Source organism: Algoriphagus zhangzhouensis (assembly GCF_900148515.1).
Lineage (GTDB): Bacteria > Bacteroidota > Bacteroidia > Cytophagales > Cyclobacteriaceae > Algoriphagus > Algoriphagus zhangzhouensis.
Map to the genome: position 1 here is coordinate 629,690 of NZ_FRXN01000003.1, position 18,243 is coordinate 647,932.

General features: G+C 40.8%; 14 protein-coding genes. 12 read left to right on the forward strand and 2 right to left on the reverse strand.

From position 1 onward, the window contains the following. Position 1: 1 nt before the first annotated feature. From BUF13_RS13050 to BUF13_RS13090, 9 genes are all read left to right on the forward strand, one after another. Positions 2–454, forward strand: a complete 453-nt coding sequence (locus tag BUF13_RS13050; protein ID WP_073572233.1) for a YciI family protein — start codon at positions 2–4, stop codon at positions 452–454. 30 nt (positions 455–484) lie between these two features. Continuing rightward, positions 485–1,174: a hypothetical protein gene (locus BUF13_RS13055; RefSeq protein WP_073572234.1), complete on the forward strand. Its 690-nt coding sequence runs from the start codon at positions 485–487 to the stop codon at positions 1,172–1,174. A gap of 246 nt (positions 1,175–1,420) precedes the next feature. Then, the gene (typA, locus tag BUF13_RS13060; RefSeq protein ID WP_073572235.1) at positions 1,421–3,226 is read left to right on the forward strand and encodes a translational GTPase TypA; all 1,806 of its coding nucleotides are present in this window, start codon (positions 1,421–1,423) and stop codon (positions 3,224–3,226) included. 155 nt (positions 3,227–3,381) lie between these two features. Beyond that, the gene (locus BUF13_RS13065; RefSeq protein ID WP_073572236.1) at positions 3,382–3,774 is read left to right on the forward strand and encodes a Dabb family protein; all 393 of its coding nucleotides are present in this window, start codon (positions 3,382–3,384) and stop codon (positions 3,772–3,774) included. Positions 3,775–3,814: 40 nt separating this feature from the next. Next, complete coding sequence (locus BUF13_RS13070) at positions 3,815–5,140, forward strand: S41 family peptidase (protein WP_073572237.1); 1,326 nt, start codon at positions 3,815–3,817, stop codon at positions 5,138–5,140. Positions 5,141–5,223: 83 nt separating this feature from the next. Then, positions 5,224–5,790: a phosphoribosylglycinamide formyltransferase gene (purN, locus tag BUF13_RS13075; RefSeq protein WP_073572238.1), complete on the forward strand. Its 567-nt coding sequence runs from the start codon at positions 5,224–5,226 to the stop codon at positions 5,788–5,790. A gap of 43 nt (positions 5,791–5,833) precedes the next feature. Beyond that, positions 5,834–7,246: a sulfatase family protein gene (locus BUF13_RS13080; RefSeq protein WP_073572239.1), complete on the forward strand. Its 1,413-nt coding sequence runs from the start codon at positions 5,834–5,836 to the stop codon at positions 7,244–7,246. A gap of 101 nt (positions 7,247–7,347) precedes the next feature. Beyond that, the gene (purH, locus tag BUF13_RS13085) at positions 7,348–8,874 is read left to right on the forward strand and encodes a bifunctional phosphoribosylaminoimidazolecarboxamide formyltransferase/IMP cyclohydrolase (protein ID WP_073572240.1); all 1,527 of its coding nucleotides are present in this window, start codon (positions 7,348–7,350) and stop codon (positions 8,872–8,874) included. A gap of 212 nt (positions 8,875–9,086) precedes the next feature. After that, a complete protein-coding gene (locus BUF13_RS13090; protein WP_073572241.1) occupies positions 9,087–11,159 on the forward strand; it encodes a S9 family peptidase in 2,073 nt (690 codons plus the stop codon). Between the two features lie 75 nt (positions 11,160–11,234). Here the strand turns inward: BUF13_RS13090 and BUF13_RS13095 are convergent, their stop codons facing one another. Then, entirely contained in the window at positions 11,235–12,578 is a 1,344-nt protein-coding gene (locus BUF13_RS13095) for a vanadium-dependent haloperoxidase (RefSeq protein WP_083586452.1), read from the reverse strand. A 207-nt stretch (positions 12,579–12,785) separates the two neighbouring features. Further along, the gene (locus BUF13_RS13100; RefSeq protein ID WP_166669832.1) at positions 12,786–14,306 is read right to left on the reverse strand and encodes a glycoside hydrolase family 43 protein; all 1,521 of its coding nucleotides are present in this window, start codon (positions 14,304–14,306) and stop codon (positions 12,786–12,788) included. Between the two features lie 234 nt (positions 14,307–14,540). Between BUF13_RS13100 and cysS the strand changes: the two genes are divergently transcribed. From cysS to BUF13_RS13115, 3 genes are all read left to right on the forward strand, one after another. Continuing rightward, positions 14,541–16,034, forward strand: a complete 1,494-nt coding sequence (gene cysS / locus BUF13_RS13105) for a cysteine--tRNA ligase (RefSeq protein ID WP_073572243.1) — start codon at positions 14,541–14,543, stop codon at positions 16,032–16,034. Beyond that, positions 16,024–17,001 (forward strand): M28 family peptidase, encoded by a 978-nt coding sequence (locus tag BUF13_RS13110; RefSeq protein ID WP_073572244.1) that lies wholly within the window; start codon positions 16,024–16,026, stop codon positions 16,999–17,001. Before cysS ends, BUF13_RS13110 begins: the two co-directional genes overlap by 11 nt. A gap of 76 nt (positions 17,002–17,077) precedes the next feature. After that, entirely contained in the window at positions 17,078–18,103 is a 1,026-nt protein-coding gene (locus BUF13_RS13115; RefSeq protein WP_073572245.1) for a LacI family DNA-binding transcriptional regulator, read from the forward strand. Positions 18,104–18,243: the final 140 nt, after the last annotated feature.

Here is an 18,243-nt window from a genome sequence, read left to right on the forward strand (position 1 = left end):
TATGAAAAAATTAATCCTAATCCTGACCCTTTGCCTTGGAGGAGCATTTTCTCTTCAGGCCCAAACAGAATATGATCCAGAGCTTGCAGAGAAAGTAGGCGCCGATGAATATGGTATGAAAAAGTTTGTAATCGCATTTCTCTACCGAGGAGATCGTGTCAATGAATATTCAGAAGAAGAGCGAGCAGAACTCCAAAAAGGACATATGGCCAATATCAATCGAATGGCAGAAGAAGGCAAATTGGTTTTGGCAGGACCTTTTTTTGGGAATGAAGATTTGAGAGGATTGTATTTCTTCGACGTCCAATCTCTGGAAGAAGCCAAGGCATTGACCGAAACAGATCCATCCATCAAAGCCGGAGTACTCAAAATGGATCTCAAAGAATGGTATGGGTCAGCCGCACTCCCCCTCCTACCTGAACTCCATTCAAAAGTTGCAAAGACAGAGATTTAAAACTAATTTTTAAGTCTTAATTGACTTTGAATGAAACTCAGCCAAGCTCAAATCGAGCAACTTAAAAAACTGATCTTCTACAAAGGCTTTCCTGAAATCGATGTGCAATATGAGATTTTGGATCATGTGGCATGTGAGGTGGAAAAGCTGATGGAAGAAAACCCAAACCTGAGTTTGGAGGATGCTTTTCAGAAAGTACATTCCAGTTTCGGGATATTTGGATTTAGTACGCTGGAGGAATCTTACAAGAAAATGATCGAAAAAAGGACCTGGAGCTATTTTTGGAATGCTATTAAAGAATTAATTTTCTCTTATAGGATCATTTTCCCTTTGTCACTTGCCTTGCTCACTTTTCAATCATCCACTTTATTCAATGATCCATCCAGTTGGATTTTGGTCCTCATGGGCTTTGTTGTAATGGGAAGCACCTATATCGTTATCAAGTATTGGAAAAATCATAAAGAATTAAAAAACTATGCTTGTTACGCGGGTTCCAAATCAGTTTTTCAATACTTAAATCAATCCTTCCTCATTTGTATTTATGCTTATCAGTTCGTTTACTTAAGGGCCGCAGAGACGGATTCCATTTTCACAAGTATTTTAAAAGGGGCCATTATTCTGGTCTTGATGGGCTTTGTAGTCAGCATTTTTATCCTACCCAAAATCCTGAACCAATCAATACAAGAAACTGAAAAGTTAAAATCCATATACGAAGGCTAGATTCTAACATCTTAGATCTTGAATCTGTTGTCTTTATTTTAGCTTCTCGAATCTAGACTCTTGGCTCTTGGCTCTGGTTTCTTGGCTCTTGATTCTAGCTTCTTGAATCTAGGCTCTCGGATCTATTGACTTTAGTCTAATGCCTTAAGTCTTGATCCTTTCATCTTCTTTCTCATTTATCTTCACCGAGGGATAACCTTCATCCCACAATTTTTCCCTACCTTTGCGCCTTGAAATAGGCAGATCATGCAGAAAATCAGAAATATTGCGATTATCGCACACGTTGACCACGGGAAAACTACCCTTGTGGATAAAATCATCCATGCATCCAAAATCTTCAGAGAGAATCAACAATTCGATGATTTGATTCTGGATAACAATGATTTGGAACGTGAGCGTGGTATCACCATCCTTTCCAAGAACGTTTCCGTTCGCTATAAAGACACTAAAATCAACATTATCGATACTCCAGGTCACGCCGACTTCGGTGGAGAAGTGGAACGTGTATTGAAAATGGCTGATGGTGTAATCTTGCTAGTGGATGCGTTTGAAGGCCCAATGCCTCAAACTCGTTTCGTTTTGGGTAAAGCTCTTTCCCTAGGTTTGACACCTATCGTTGTTGTCAATAAAGTGGATAAAGAAAACTGTAGACCTGACGAGGTTCACGAGGCGGTATTCGAATTGATGTTCAACTTGGACGCTACAGAAGAGCAATTGGAATTCCATACGCTTTACGGATCTGCTAAGCAAAACTGGATGGGACCTGATTGGCAAAACCCAACTGATTCTATCCTTCCATTGTTGGATGCAATCTTGGAATATATTCCTGAGCCAAAAATTGACGAAGGAACTCTTCAGATGCAAATCACTTCTTTGGACTACTCCAACTTCGTAGGACGTATCGCCATCGGTAGAGTGAAAAGAGGAACCATCTCTGAAAACCAGCAAATCGCACTTTGCAAGGCAGATGGAACCATCAAAAAAATGAGAGTAAAAGAACTTCATACTTTTGAAGGTCTTGGAAAAAATAAAGTTCAAACTGTAGAAGCTGGAGATATCTGTGCTATCACAGGTTTGGACGACTTCGAAATCGGTGATACTGTCGCTGACGTAGACAATCCAGAGCCACTTCCTCGTATCGCTATCGATGAGCCTACGATGAACATGCTCTTCACTATCAACAACTCTCCTTTCTTCGGTAAAGAAGGAAAATTTGTGACTTCCCGTCACTTGAGAGATCGTTTGATGAAGGAGATGGAGAAAAACTTGGCATTAAAAGTTGAGCCTACCGATTCTGAAGATAGATTCTTGGTTTATGGTCGTGGTATTCTTCACTTGTCAGTTTTGATCGAAACGATGCGTCGTGAAGGTTATGAACTTCAGGTAGGACAGCCTCAGGTGATTTTCAAAGAAATCGACGGAGTGAACTGTGAGCCTATAGAAACATTGGTAGTAGACGTACCTGAAGAGACTGCTGGTAAAGTAATCGAATTGGCTACTCAGAGAAAAGGTGAGTTGTTGATCATGGAGCCTAAAGGCGATTTGCAACACCTAGAATTCCAGATCCCTTCCAGAGGTTTGATCGGTTTGAGAAATAACGTATTGACAGCTACCCAAGGGGAAGCAATCATGAACCACCGTTTCTCTTCTTACCAGCCTTTCAAAGGCCCTATCCCAGGTAGAATCAACGGATCTTTAATCTCTATGGAAGCAGGACAGTGTACTGCTTATGCAATTGACAAATTGCAGGATCGTGGAGTATTCTTTATCGAGCCAGGTGACGATTTGTACACTGGACAGGTAATCGGAGAGCACTCCAGAGACAATGACATCGTAGTCAATGTTCAGAAAGGTAAGAAATTGACCAACATGCGTGCTTCTGGTTCTGATGACAACGTAAGAATCGCTCCTCCTAAGAGATTCTCATTGGAAGAATCCATGGAATACATCCAGAAAGACGAATACTTGGAAATCACTCCAAAAAGCATCCGAATGAGAAAAATCTATTTGGACGAAAACGAAAGAAACAGAATGGCGAAGAAAGATTCGTAATTCTTATCGATATTCAATACTTAAAATCCCTCAAGGAAAACTTGAGGGATTTTTTTTTGCTTAAACGGTAGAGCCCATTCTTTTTCCCATCAAAATTTCTTTTCCAATGCAACTTGATTATTCTTTATATTTAAGATTCTAAGCTTTCATCACCAATGAACTCAAGACGAAATTTTATCAAAACTCTGGGGGTAGTCAGTGCTGCCGCCACTTTACCTATAAACACAATCGCAAACGAAATGGCTAATCAAAAAATGATTCACCAGGTTTATTTCTGGCTACATGACAATGCAAACACAAATGAATTCTTGACCGAAGCAGTTCCAATGCTTGGAAAATGCCCTACCGTAGCCAAATTTATTGCGGGAACTCCAGCAGACACCGAAAAAAGAGATGTGGTGGATCATTCGTGGCAAGTATCCTGTACTATCTTTTTCGACAGCTTGGAAGACCAATTAGCATATCAAAAAGAGCCACTTCACTTGGAGTTTATTGATAAATATTCCTCTATGTGGAGCACTGTGAAAGTTTACGATATCGCAATCTAATTCCCGGCATTTCTCGTATATCATCCCAAAGTCCAATGTCATGAAATACAAGTCATTCTCATTCTTATTTCTTTTGATTGGATTTTGGGCTTGTAACCCCACTGAAGAAGATCCAATCACTCCTAATCCTCAATCTGATGAGGTAAAAGAGGCTATTTATGAGTCAATGGAGGAATGGTATTATTGGAACGAGGAACTCCCAGCAATTCCTGATTTTGCTTCAGTTTCTTCCAATGAGGAGTTTCTGGAAGCAATCAAATTCAAACCACTAGACCGATTTTCTTATCTCACGACTTTGCAGGCTTTTCAGAATGCATTTGTAGGAAAAAACGCAGGCCATGGTTTCGGATTTGCCTTTAATTCTGAAGAGAGACTTTATTTGACTTTTGTCTTCAGTGAGTCTCCTGCGGGAAAAGATGGTTGGGAAAGAGGATGGGAAATCCTCGAGATCAATGGAAAGGCAATTGCCGACTACAAAACCTCATCCGGAGGTTATGATTTTCAATTAGGCGGTTCTGACCCGGGCATTACCAATACTTTTACTTTCAAACTTCCAGATGGAAGCACAATAACCCGTGCTAATACCAAAGCTGAATATCAATCCAATTCGGTCCTTTACAAGAATGCTTTTGAAGTGGCTGGTGAAAAAGTAGGTTATTGGGTTTACCAAAGTTTCAAAGCCACAGCAGGCCTTTCTCCAACCAAAAGTCAGGAAGTCGAGGACACTATGGGTTATTTCGAAAGTGAAAATATCGAAGAACTCATCATTGATTTGAGATATAATGGAGGCGGTTCAGTTGCTGTTGCCGAACAAATCAACAATTACCTGATCCAATCTGGCAATACTGGAAAGTTGATGTACACCAACAAGCTCAATTCTCTAAAAAGTAGCTTTAATGATTCTGAGAACTTCTCCAAGTTGGGGAATCTAAATCTTACCAGAATCATATTTATTACCAGCCGAGGAACAGCTTCAGCGTCTGAATTAGTAATAAACTGCCTTGACCCCTATTTTGAAATTGTGCTGATTGGAGACAATACCTATGGCAAGCCGGTTGGCTCCTTCCCTCTTTCCTCTTACAATGATGTCTTGAAAAGAAATGATGTGGAGCTCGTTCCAATCACCTTTGCCTTGGCGAATTCTGAAGGGAAAGCAGAATATTTTGATGGATTCCCGGCCAATTATGCTGTTGGAGATAGTCCTCAATTCCCTTGGGGAGATCAGAGGGATTTAAGATTCGGAGCAGCTTTAGATTACATCGAAAATGGAACTGTCTCTGGCAGAATCCAAAGCCAGTTTTTTAGACCTCAATGGGAAATGATCGATGCCATGAAAGGACTTCGAAAGGAGTTCCCTGTATATTAATCCCATAACTTTAAGATTTCATGAGTATTTGTTTGAAAAGCTAAGTCTTTCCTATTTTTGCAGCTTATTAAAATCCCAATAGTTTGAAACGTCTGGCAATCCTTGCATCTGGTAGCGGCTCTAACGCCGAAAAAATCATGGAATACTTTCAAGGTTCCAAAACCGTGGAAATCGCTCTTGTTGCTTCTAACAAGGTTGACGCATTTGTTTTGGAAAGAGCAAAAAAGTTTGACGTACCTACTTTTACTTTTTCCAGAAAAGAAATGGATGCGGGGATTTTGCAAGCCAAACTGAAGGAGGAAAAAATTGACTGGGTTATTTTGGCTGGATTCCTATTAAAAATCCCTGTAGAATTGACCAGAGCATTCCCGGACCGAATGGTCAATATCCATCCGGCCTTACTTCCAAAGTACGGAGGAAAAGGAATGTATGGAATGAACGTCCATGAAGCTGTGAAAACTGCCGGTGAAAAAGAAACCGGGATCACCATTCACCTCGTCAACGAGAATTACGATGAAGGCAGGATTGTATTCCAGGCAACCACAGCTGTGGGGATTGATGATAGCCCTGAGGATATCGCTCAAAAGATCCACAAATTAGAACATGCTCATTTCCCTAGGGTTATCGCCGAGCTTGTGGAAGGCGAATAATACTTGGATTTTTTTATTGAACCTCAACCCTTAGTTTTAAAGAATGATTCGACACTCATTCTTACTAATCCTTTTTTGTCTTTTTAGCTTCAATTCATTTAGCCAAGAAAATCGACCCAATATCATTTTGATCATGGTGGATGACCTCGGTTGGGGAGATGTAGGTTTCAACGGAAACCAAGAAGTACATACACCTAATTTGGATATGCTGGCCAGCAAAGGAATTACTTTTAATCGCTTTTATTCTGCCTCTGCCGTTTGCTCTCCTACCCGCGCGAGTGTCCTTACAGGCCGAAACCCGATTCGAATTGATATCCCTCAAGCAAACTCCGGACATATGAAGATTCAGGAAAACACGCTTGCTGAAATCCTGTTGGCTGCGGGATATTCCACAGGGCATTTTGGTAAGTGGCATCTGGGAACTTTCACCAAAACAGAATTAGACGCTAATCGAGGCGGAAGACCAGAGTTTTCGCAGGATTACAGCATTCCTTCCATGCATGGCTACCAGGAATATTTCGCGACCGAATCCAAAATACCAACCTATGACCCTATGATTCAGCCTAAAGAATTTGAAGAAGGGGAAAGCTTAAGATTCGGTTGGAAAGCCATTGAAACCTCGCGCGAATCAACTTCCTATGGAACGGCTTATTGGGAAAAGGAAGGAGAAAAAGCTACAGCCAATTTAGAAGGAGAAAACACGAGAGTAATTCTTGATCGAGCTTTGGATTTCATTACGAAGTCGGTCAATAAAGACAAGCCTTTTTTCACAACCATCTGGCCTCACACTCCTCACCTACCGGTCGTAGCTGATGAAAATCATAGAAACTTGTATTCTGATCTTGATTTTGAAAAGCAGCTCTACTACGGCGCTATAACAGCAATGGATGAGGAAATAGGAAGACTTTGGGATCAATTAGAGGAAATGGGAATCCAGGAGAATACCATGATTTGGTTTTGCAGCGACAACGGTCCTGAACTGAATACACCAGGATCTGCCGGAGAATTTAGAGGTAAAAAAAGGAGTTTGTACGAAGGAGGGGTTCGGGTGCCGGCTTTTATGGTTTGGGAAAAAGAAATTGAAGGAGGCAGAACAACTGAATTCCCAGCAGTTACTAGCGATTATTTCTCAACTGTATTGGATATTTTGAGTTTGGAGATACCTGATAGAGCCTTGGATGGGAAAAGCCTGAAAAATGCCATTTCCACTAATATTTCAGAAAGAAACCAGCCTATTGGCTTTTTGATCAGCAAGCAACAATCATGGGTAGATGATCGATACAAATTGATTACTCAAGATTTAGGAGAAACCTTTGAGTTATATGATTTCGATTCGGACCCGTCAGAAAGTAACAACATCATTGACCAACACCCTGAGATAGCCGCCAAAATGAAAAAGGAACTTGCCGATTGGATTCTTTCTGTGGGAAAAAGTAGAGCTGGAGGAGATTATTAATCTAAATCCAGGATGAATTCTCTTCCCCTCAAGATCAAGCCTTTTCGACCTTTTTTCCTACCTTTGCAAACTCATTAGAAATCATACAAATCCATTTCGTAATGGCAGTTAAAAAAATCGAATCTGCACTGATCTCAGTCTTCTACAAAGACAATCTTGAACCTATCATCGCTTTGTTGAAAAAGCATGGCGTAAAAATCTATTCTACCGGTGGTACTCAGAAGTTTATCGAGGAGCAAGGAGCTGAAGTTATTCCTGTTGAGGAGTTGACTAGCTACCCATCTATCTTCGGCGGACGAGTTAAAACCCTTCACCCAAAGATTTTTGGTGGAATTCTTCACAGAAGAGACAACGAAAGTGATTTGGCTCAAGCAACAGAATTCGATATCCCTGCAATCGACTTGGTCATCGTTGATTTGTATCCATTCGAGGAAACAGTTGCTTCTGGAGCTTCTGAGGCTGACATTATCGAGAAAATCGATATCGGCGGAATCTCTTTGATCAGAGCTGCTGCCAAAAACTTCAAAGATGTAACCATCATCGCTTCAAAAGCGCAGTATGGAGAATTGGAAGCAAAACTTTCAGAGCAAGATGGAGGAACTACCATCGAAGACAGAAGATACTTTGCTGCTCAGGCATTCCAGGTTTCTTCCAACTACGATACGCATATCTTCAACTACTTCAACCAAACTGAAAGCATCCCAGCTTTGAAAGTCTCTGAAAGCAAAGCAAAGGCTCTTCGTTACGGAGAAAACCCTCATCAAGCTGCTCATTTCTATGGTGACTTGGAAGATCTGTTTGATCAGTTGAATGGAAAAGAACTTTCTTACAACAACTTGGTTGACGTTGACGCAGCTGTCAATTTGATCGCTGAATTCCCTGAGCAAACTGCTTTTGCGATCTTGAAGCATACCAATGCTTGCGGATGCGCAACTGCTGACACTGTAAAAGAAGCTTACCAAAAAGCATTTGCTGCTGATACTACTTCCGCTTTCGGAGGTGTATTGATCACCAATAAAACTCTAGACAAAGCTGCTGCTGAGGAAATGCACAGCTTGTTCTTTGAGGTTTTGATCGCTCCGGAATTTACTGAGGAAGCTTTGGAAATTTTGACTGGTAAGAAAAACAGAATCTTGCTTCGTCAGAAAATGGCTTTGCCAGGTACCAAAATGATCAAAACCCTTTTGAATGGTGTGATCGAGCAGGATAAAGATTTGGCTACTGAGTCCAAAGAAGACTTCAAAGTAGTTACCAAAGTAGCTCCTACTGCAAGCGAAATAGATGCGTTGGTTTTTGCTGCCAAAGTATGTAAACACACCAAATCAAACACCATCGTATTGAGCAACGACTCTCAGCTTTTTGCTTCTGGAGTTGGACAAACTTCCAGAGTAGATGCTTTGCGTCAAGCAATCATCAAGGCTGCAGAATTCGGATTTGATTTGAAAGGTGCAGTGATGGCTTCTGATGCTTTCTTCCCTTTCCCTGACTGCGTAGAGATCGCTCATGAAGCTGGAATCACCGCTGTGGTTCAACCAGGTGGATCTATCAAAGACCAACTGAGCATTGATTATTGTGATGCCAATGGAATGGCAATGGTAATGACAGGTGTAAGACACTTCAAACATTAATTCTAGATATAAGATCTTGGAATCAAGATTCAAGACCTCCGGGATTTAATTTCCGGAGGTCTTTTTTTGTGCTTCACGTCCGGTTAAAAAGGTTTGAATTTATGAGCAAAATCAATAATTCAAGATTTTTCCTGCCTCCCATGTATTTAGGCCAGCAATTCAAATTAAAAACCCTTATCATCGCAGCTGAATAAATTTAACCCAAATAGAAAATGAAGAATATGTTCTTCCTAGCAGCCGCATTGGCTGCTACAGTTTCTGTTACTCAAGCTCAGGACAAACTAAAAACTATGCCTGGCTATGAGCAATATCAAAAAGTAGCACCTCAAATTTATACCGCTGTAAAATCCGGAGCAATCTCAGCAAAATGGAGTGAAGATGGTAGCTCTTTTGAATATTCCCAAGACGGGAAACTCTTCAAATACGATGTCAAGTCCAAAAAAGCGACTGAAATCGGAGATGCCCCAAAACCAGAACCTAGAAGAAGAACCGGTCCAGCCAGAGGCCGTCAATATGATTCTTCTGTTTCTCCAGACGGAGCTTTAAAAGCATTCACAAAGGACAGAAACATGTACCTCAGCAATGCTGATGGTTCAGGAGTAGTTCCTTTGACGACAGATGGAAACGAGACCAATCAGGTAAAATACGGAATTGCAACCTGGGTTTATGGAGAGGAATTGAGACAAAACACCGCTATGTGGTGGTCTCCAGACAGCAAAAAGATCGCTTTCTATCGATTCGAGGAGAAAGATGTCAAGAAATACTATGTCCTTTTGGATCAATTGAGCCTGTACGACTCTTTGGAAATCGAAGCCTATCCTAAAGTGGGTGAGCCAAACCTTCCTGTGGATTTGATGGTCTATGATTTAGACACCAAAAAGCTTACGAAGCTAGACACCAGAGACGGAAAGCCGTTCCAAGACGGTGAATTAGGTACTTACATTTATGATATCTCTTGGACTCCTGACGGCAAAGAATTGCTTTTCCACAGTACCAATAGACTTCAGAATGTCATGGAGCTTCGTGCCGCCAATCCAGAGACAGGAAAAAGCAGAACTGTAATCCGTGAAGAATGGCTTCCAAGTTGGGTAGATAATTCTCCAGAGATGAAGCCTTTGGACAATGGAACTCAGTTTATCTGGGCTTCAGAGCGAAGTGGGTTCAAAAACTATTACCTATACAACTACGATGGGACTTTGGTAAGCACTATCACTTCCCATCCTTATGAAATTGCAGGTATTGTTAAGGTAGATGAGAAAAACGAGACACTTTACTACATGGCTAGAAGTGGTGACAACCACATGAAAATGCAGCTTCACCGAGTGAAGTTCGATGGAACTAAAGATGTCCGTTTGACAGATCCAAGCTTGAATCACAGCGTTTCTATTGCTCCAAATGGAAAGTATTTCGTAGATGTTGCGCAAGCTCATGATGTAGCTCCTTTCACCAATTTGATCGATGCGAAAGGCAAAGAAGTGGCTGAGTTGGAGAAAAGTGACATGAGTAAGTTCGAAGAGCTAGGTTTGAAAAAAGTGGAACATTTCACTTTTACCTCAAAAGATGGAGTAACTCAACTTGACGGCTTGATTCACTTCCCTTCTGATTTTGATCCTAGCAAAAAGTATCCGGTTATCTTGAGCAACTATGGTGGCCCTGCTACCAATGCATTCCGCGAGACTTTCGTCAATCCTGATCCTTTGACTGAATATGGATTTTTGGTATTGAACATTGATGGAAGAAATGTAAGAGGCAGAGGAAAAGAGCTATTGGACCAATTGTATGGCAATTTGGGCTTGGTCGAGATGGATGACTTTGCTGAAGGTGTCAAATCTCTTCATGATCGTCCTTACTTTGATAAAGAGCGTGTGGGTGTTTATGGTACTTCTTACGGAGGAACCACAGCCGCAACCATGCTTTTGAGATTCCCTGAGCTTTTCCATGCAGCTGTAGCAAACTCTTCTGTAACTGACTGGAGAAACTATGACAACATCTATACAGAGCGATTCATGGGAACTTTGGAAACTAACCTAAAAGGCTACAACAGATTCAGTTTGATGAATATGGCTGACCAATTGGAAGGCGAGTTGTTGATTTTCTTTGGAACTGCAGATAACAATGTACATCCATCCAATTCTCTTCAATTGATCAAAGCATTCCAAAATGCCGGAAAAAGCATCGAAGTTCAAGTGGCTCCAGATGGAGGTCACACGGCTTTGAACAGAGACAGAATGATGGAGTTCTTCATCAAACATTTGGTAACTGACTATCAAAAAGTAGTTAGATAAACTTTTATAGATCGATATTAAAAAGCCCTATTTCAAAATGATGAAATAGGGCTTTTTGATTGGTATTGTTCAGAATTACCTCTTGAATTGTATTTCACCAATATTTGCTCCAACCTCAATCCCTTGATCAACACCAACTTCAATAGCGGATCGAAAATGGATTCCTCCATAAAGTCTACTTATAGCAGCCTCATCAGCAAAATCATAAAAAGACTCAAAGTTTCGTGGACTTCCATCGATATCACCTCGAGACAAATGCATGTTATCTGTAAATGAATGTTCTTCGCCGAATAGATCTGTCAACACTTTTGCTGCCGCTCCCGACTGAACAGAGTGTCCAGAAGGGTATTCTGGAAAAGGTGGGGTATTCAAAGGTATTTCCCAATCAGGATCAATGTTAGTATGTATAAATGTAATTGGGCGAATTAAGTTATAAATGTATTTCGCATTCCAACAAGACACAAAAGCATCATTGACAGCCATCCCCAACTTGGCCAAAGTGACAGCACCAAGCCCTAAGTCTCCATTTTCAATTCGGAGGATTTCTAATGCAATAGACAAAGAATGACCTCCAGGGGTCGCAGTAGTCTGAGGATCATCACTCCAAAAATCAGCAATTGTCTTTTCTTCTGTGGTAAGGTGCCCTACGGTTTCATACACCTCCATTGCCTCTAAATAAAATGGAGAAGTAGGTAATATAGAATAGGCAGGTGGTGGCGCAGGCAATACCTCTTCTAAGTTGACTTTCATCCAAACTCGCGCTTCTCTCCAATAGGGCTGAAGGGCTGGCTGGTAAGCAGGAGGAGTTGGTACCCAAGATCCCGGAGTAGTAGGCGGAACATAGCTACTTGGGAAATTATTCAAATAGGCATCTTGATAAGAATCTGTGTCAGAAAAGTCTGACATGGCAATTCCTACAGCTTCCCCAAAAGCAACTGATCTGTCAATTACATCTTGAGATTCCAATTCATATTTAGAATCCCATTTTTGCTTAATTTCATTAATCAAATCCAGATTCTCCGCACTTGCATTTGGAAACACATGGACTACCAATTTGGCCAATGTTGCATTGGCTACCAGATCCCAATTGTAGGGCACATCGGATTCAATTGCTGGAATAGTCCCTAAAGGAAACACCTCTAGCTGACCTTGCAAAGATTGATATTCAGGCATTCCCGGCACCATACTCTCATACAAACCTACACCGATATACCCCATAGCTCGAGCCACAACTGGAGGAGAAAACCCGGGACATTCTTTAGATAATTTGAGGATAATTTCTCCCCAGTCAGAAACAATTTCTCCAGAATAATCAGAAACTACAGGGTAGTCAATTGGCTTTTCTTCATCGGGTTGACAGGAAAAGAATATTAGTCCCAAAAATAGAATGGGGCTAAATCTTAAAAAGATTTTATTCATGATAAAGTAAAATTAGATTTTGATTAGGGCTCCAAAAAATTCAATCCCTTGCATCAAAAATTGATGGAACATAATTAAACAGAAACCAAAATTGATTCTACTTTTTAACAAATCCAATATTATTTGGACTTTTTAAATCTAATTTTCAATATTTTATTAAACTAATTTTTAAATAAACAATATTTGTTAGGTACTTATATATCGATATCAATATTTAATTTGGAAAGCCTCAAAGCTACCCATCTGATTATCAGTAGCAGAATCTGCTTTCACAGAAATTCCAGCCTTCATTCCCCAGGACCACCAAGCAAGATTGTCTCCAATGACATTTGTAGCTAAGTCCGTCCAAGAGTTTCCATCCAAACTATATGAGAAAACAAACTCCTTCCCCTCTTTCATTTGGGCATTTAAATAGACTTTTTCCGAAGGTTCCAATTCGATTTTCTCCAACTCTTCCCAGTTCCCTCCACTTTGTTTCCAAATAATCAAGGAATCTCCTTGGGCTCCTATACCCAGATTATTATCTCGAGTCACATAAAAAGTCAGACTTTTAAGGGCATCCCCTCCTATTTCCACAATAGTCTCAAATGTACCATTGGCCGCATCAGGACTGATTCCCAAGAATGCTGGATATTGGCCATTGCTGTCATCTTTGAGTTCCAATTTTCTCTTAGAAAGCTCATAAGACACATTTTCAATCCCCACATCAAATCTCCATTTTGGATTCAATTCATTTCCATCAAAATCATCTCTGAAATCCTGAACGATCAAACCCCTATCGGATTCAGCATTGAAATAAGGCCAGCCTTTATTCTTATCCCATTCGATTTGACTTAGGAGTACAGTTCTTCCAATATTCGGAAAACCGGTAGAGGGATAAGCATGATACAGGTAATACCAGTCTTCTCCTTTTTGAAGTGCGGTACCATGCCCCGGACATTTCCAATTTTCATTTCCAACCAAGATTGGATTCCCGTCATATTTTTCCCAAGGTCCTTCCATGGTTTTTGCTCTTGCTACTCCTACTTGATAGTCACAATTGGCCCCACAACACGCATTTCCAGAATATAGCATATACAAGTAGCCATCATGTTCCAAAATAGTCTGTCCTTCGATCCCACCTCTTTCCCAGGATTCCGCCTCGGCAGTTACCACTTCGAAAGCTTCTCCCTCCAGGGAAAGTCCATCCTTGCTCAATTTGGAGCCCAAAAGCTGAATTGGTTTTCCTTCTGTCAAGCCATAGGCTTTCCAAGTGATGTACAGATCTTCTCCTTCTTGATAGACGAAGGCATCAATGGCTTCCTCTCCCCACTCAATGATTACCCCATGATCTTCAAAACCTTTGCTGATATCATCAGTGCTCGCGACTCCTATACAGGATACTCCATCGGTTCTTCGCGCGGTGTAATAGCAATAAAACTTCCCATCCTTATAGAAAAGCTCAGGGGCCCAAAAACTATTGAGTGTCCAATTGGGCTTTTCCCGGAATACGTAATCAACAAAATCCCAATTCTTCAAATCCTTAGATTGATAAATCGGATAAAATGGTCCCCAATCATTGGATGAGCCTGTGGCATAAAAAACACCATCTACTTCAATCATACTGGGATCTGGCAACTCACCCGGAATTACTTGCTGCTGAACAAAAGGTGTCTTTTCTTCTTGAATTGGGCTACAGGCCAAAAGGGCTGCTGAAAAACATAAGGTCAAAAAGGCAGTCTTGGTCATCTTTTGAAAATTTGAAAAGCTAAAACTCTTAAATAATAGAAAAGTCAATTTCATAGTGTGATGATTAATTTGACAATGTAAACCCCCATTTTTCAAAATCTAATTCAAATATGATGGTTGGCAGGATATTAGTTTTCATTTAGCCCGACAAATACCCTATTTTGCCCATTGGTTATCAACCCTAAGCCTGAAAAAATCGTAATTCCTATTTCGTAAATCGTATTTTTGCAACTTATGAAGTCGCATCAACTGAAAATATACAATACCCTTTCAAGGGAAAAAGAAGAGTTTCAAGCCATCAATCCTCCTTTCGTAGGAATGTATGTCTGCGGTCCTACAGTCTATGGAGATGCACATTTGGGCCATGCCAGACCGGCTGTCACTTTTGACACAGTCAATAGATATCTATCCTATTTGGATTATCGGGTTCGCTATGTCCGAAACATAACAGATGTCGGCCACCTCCAAGGTGATGCGGATGAAGGCGAGGATAAAATTGCCAAAAAAGCCAAATTAGAGCAGTTGGAGCCTATGGAAGTAGCCCAACAGTATACCGATTCTTACCATCGGGATATGGCGGCATTGAATACCTGGAAGCCAAGCATCGAACCTAGAGCAACAGGTCATATTCCTGAGCAAATCGCCTTGGTGGAAGCTATTTTGGCAGAAGGACTTGCCTATGAAGTAAACGGCTCTGTTTATTTCGATGTATTGAAATACAACGAAAGCTATAAATACGGCAAGCTTTCTGGAAGAATCCTAGATGAGCTAATGAGTGGAAGCCGTGATTTGGACGGCCAAGGTGAAAAGAGAAATCCTGTTGATTTTGCTCTTTGGAAAAATGCAGCTCCTGAACACTTGATGAAATGGGATTCTCCTTGGGGAATTGGTTTCCCGGGATGGCATTTGGAGTGTACAGCTATGAGTTCAAAATACTTGGGAACTCAATTTGATATTCACGGAGGAGGAATGGACTTGATGTTCCCGCATCACGAATGTGAGATTGCTCAGGGCAATGCATGCAACCATCAAGATCCTGCCCGCTATTGGATGCACAACAACATGATCACCATCAACGGTCAAAAGATGGGGAAATCACTGGGTAATTTCATTACGCTTCAGGAGCTTTTCACAGGAGATCACAAACTTCTGGAACAAGCATATAGCCCGATGACTATCCGTTATTTCATGTTGACGGCTCATTACAGATCCACTTTGGACTTCTCCAATGAAGCACTTCAAGCGGCTCAGAAAGGTTATAAAAAGCTAATCAATGGCTTAAGAATAGCTCGTTCTCTGGAGTTTTCTCCAGAGTCTGGAGCCGATTTGGATGAAAAGCAAATCCAGCAAATCGAATCAAGCATTGCTGCAGCATTCCGAGCTATGGATGATGATTTCAACACCGCACAGGCGATTGGACACCTTTTCAACTTGTTGAAAAAAATCAATTCCATTTTCACAGGACAGTTGAAGTATTCATCTTTGGGAGAGGAGATATTCAATAAGCTAAAAGATACCTTCATCACCTTTGTAGTGGATATTTTGGGTCTTTTGGAAGAGAAAAGTGAAGTGCAGGAACCTATGTTGAGCTTGCTACTGAAACTTTACTCTGAAGCCAAAACAGCAAGAGATTATGACAAAGTGGACGAGATCCGTGCAGGATTGAAATCAATGGGCTTTGTAGTAAAAGACATGAAAGAAAAAATTGACTGGGCATATGAAGAATAGAATCTGGCTTTTAGCCCTGTTGATTTTTGCTTGGGCTTGTTCTGGGGAAAAAACAACAGAATCCACAGTCCCAGAAGTAGTAGTCAAACCCTATCCTAAATTCAACGCTGATTCGGCATATACCTATGTTGAAAAGCAGGTGAGTTTTGGACCTCGAGTACCCGGTACCGCAGGACACCAAGCCACCAAAGATTGGCTTATTTCCAAATTCGAGGGATTTGGATGGGGAGTACAAACTCAGGATTTCCAAGCAAAGACCTATGATGGTTTGACCTGGGACTTGAGTAATATTATCGCCTCCTATAATCCAGGAGCCACCAAAAGAATCTTATTGGCAGCTCACTGGGATACCCGAAGAATTGCCGATAAGGATACTCAAGACATTGATCAACCGATTGATGGAGCAAACGATGGTGGATCTGGAGTAGGAGTTTTGTTGGAAATTGCTCGTTCGGTTTCCGCTCAAGAATTGAAACCGGATGTAGGGATTGACATCATTCTTTTCGATGGAGAAGATGATGGTGAACCTGACCATGCTTCGATGAGAAACAACTCTCAGATTTGGTGGTGCTTGGGATCCCAGTATTGGTCCAAAAACAAACATGCACCTAATTATTCCGCTTATTATGGAATCTTGGTGGATATGGTTGGAGCAAAAGGAGCGCGTTTTTTCAGAGAGGGATACTCAAGAAAATATGCCTCTGGTATCTTGAAAAAAGTTTGGGATAATGCTGCTCAAGTAGGACATTCTGCATTCTTTATCAATAGAGATGCTCCTGAGATTACAGACGATCACGCCTTTGTAAATGAATATGGCCAGATCCCAATGATTGATATTATTGAGTTTTCTCCTGATTTGGGATTTAGCAGGTATCACCATACTCATATGGATAATATGGAACTGATTGATAGACGTTCCTTGCAAGCTGTAGGAGAAACTGTTTTATTTACAGTTTACCAAGAATAGGTTTACTCCAAAAACGCCTTGATTTCAAACGTTTTAGGCATTAATTGAATAGATATTTAAGGAAACTTATTATACCATGAAAAAAGGGCATCAGGTTACTATGAAGGAAATAGCCAAGAAACTGGGAGTCTCAGTTTCCACTATTTCTCGTGCTTTGAAAGATTCACCCGAATTGCATCCAGAGACGAAGAGAAAAATCGTCGAGATGGCTAAAGAGATGAATTACCAGCCCAATTTATTGGCTCAGAGTCTCCGAATCAGCAGAACCAAAACTCTTGGAGTGATTGTACCAGAAATCACTTCACACTTCTTTGCCTCTTGTATAAGCGGGATTCAAGATCATGCAAACCGTAGAGGATACAATGTCATGATCTGTCAATCCAATGAATCAATAGATCAAGAAATTGCCAATATCAAAACTTTGGTTTCTTCCCAAGTTGATGCCTTACTGATTTCTCTTAGTCGGGAAACCAATCATTACGAGCACCTATACGAGCTATACAGCAGAGAAATCCCTTTTGTTCTTTTTGACCGCGTTCAGGAAGACATCCCTGTTTCGAAAGTAACTTTCAATGATGCTGGCGGTGCCTACCAGGTGACTCACCACTTGTTGGAGATGGGTTGCAAAAACATTGTTTATGTCTCAGGACCAGAGGATCTTTATATTTCCAAAAAAAGAAAAGAGGGTTATCTGAAGGCATTAAAAGAATATGGGATCGATGAAAACCCTGAATATATCAAAGTTTCAGATTTGACTTTAACAGGAAATATTCAAGTAGCAAAAGCAATTGCGGAAATGAATCCAAAGCCCGATGGTGTGTTTTGTATGATTGACCCAGTGGCTGTGGATGTATTGACTTATTGGAAGTCAGTTGGATTGAAAGTACCAGAAGATATAGCCTTAGCTGGCTTCACTGACAATCCTACCGCTGCAGTAGTAGAACCTCCTCTGACTACAGTTTCTCAACCTGGATATGAGATGGGGAAATTGGCTGTAAGTCACTTGTTGGATCAACTGGATGGACAAGCTTCTGATGACCCGATTTCTATTGTACTAGAGACTACTTTAGTTCCCCGAAAATCATCTAATAAGCACTTGTAAAGCAGTTTTTATTAACGAATTGAGCCTCCTTTTTAGAAATTTTTAAAAAAGGAGGTTTATTTTTTTTCTTTAATGTTTCTCCTTGAAAAATTAGCTCTTTTTTGTCCTGAAAAATCCGCGAAATTCAATTACTTAGTGCA

Excerpts from the sequence above, each read along its gene's own strand:
- typA (WP_073572235.1), top strand. The coding sequence starts at position 1,421 with ATGCAGAAAATCAGAAATATTGCGATTATCGCACACGTTGACCACGGG.
- BUF13_RS13080 (WP_073572239.1), top strand. The coding sequence starts at position 5,834 with ATGATTCGACACTCATTCTTACTAATCCTTTTTTGTCTTTTTAGCTTC.
- BUF13_RS13070 (WP_073572237.1), top strand. The coding sequence starts at position 3,815 with ATGAAATACAAGTCATTCTCATTCTTATTTCTTTTGATTGGATTTTGG.
- BUF13_RS13095 (WP_083586452.1), bottom strand. The coding sequence starts at position 12,578 with ATGAATAAAATCTTTTTAAGATTTAGCCCCATTCTATTTTTGGGACTA.
- purH (WP_073572240.1), top strand. The coding sequence starts at position 7,348 with ATGGCAGTTAAAAAAATCGAATCTGCACTGATCTCAGTCTTCTACAAA.
- BUF13_RS13115 (WP_073572245.1), top strand. The coding sequence starts at position 17,078 with ATGAAAAAAGGGCATCAGGTTACTATGAAGGAAATAGCCAAGAAACTG.
- BUF13_RS13100 (WP_166669832.1), bottom strand. The coding sequence starts at position 14,306 with ATGACCAAGACTGCCTTTTTGACCTTATGTTTTTCAGCAGCCCTTTTG.
- BUF13_RS13065 (WP_073572236.1), top strand. The coding sequence starts at position 3,382 with ATGAACTCAAGACGAAATTTTATCAAAACTCTGGGGGTAGTCAGTGCT.
- BUF13_RS13050 (WP_073572233.1), top strand. The coding sequence starts at position 2 with ATGAAAAAATTAATCCTAATCCTGACCCTTTGCCTTGGAGGAGCATTT.
- BUF13_RS13090 (WP_073572241.1), top strand. The coding sequence starts at position 9,087 with ATGAAGAATATGTTCTTCCTAGCAGCCGCATTGGCTGCTACAGTTTCT.
- BUF13_RS13110 (WP_073572244.1), top strand. The coding sequence starts at position 16,024 with ATGAAGAATAGAATCTGGCTTTTAGCCCTGTTGATTTTTGCTTGGGCT.
- BUF13_RS13055 (WP_073572234.1), top strand. The coding sequence starts at position 485 with ATGAAACTCAGCCAAGCTCAAATCGAGCAACTTAAAAAACTGATCTTC.
- cysS (WP_073572243.1), top strand. The coding sequence starts at position 14,541 with ATGAAGTCGCATCAACTGAAAATATACAATACCCTTTCAAGGGAAAAA.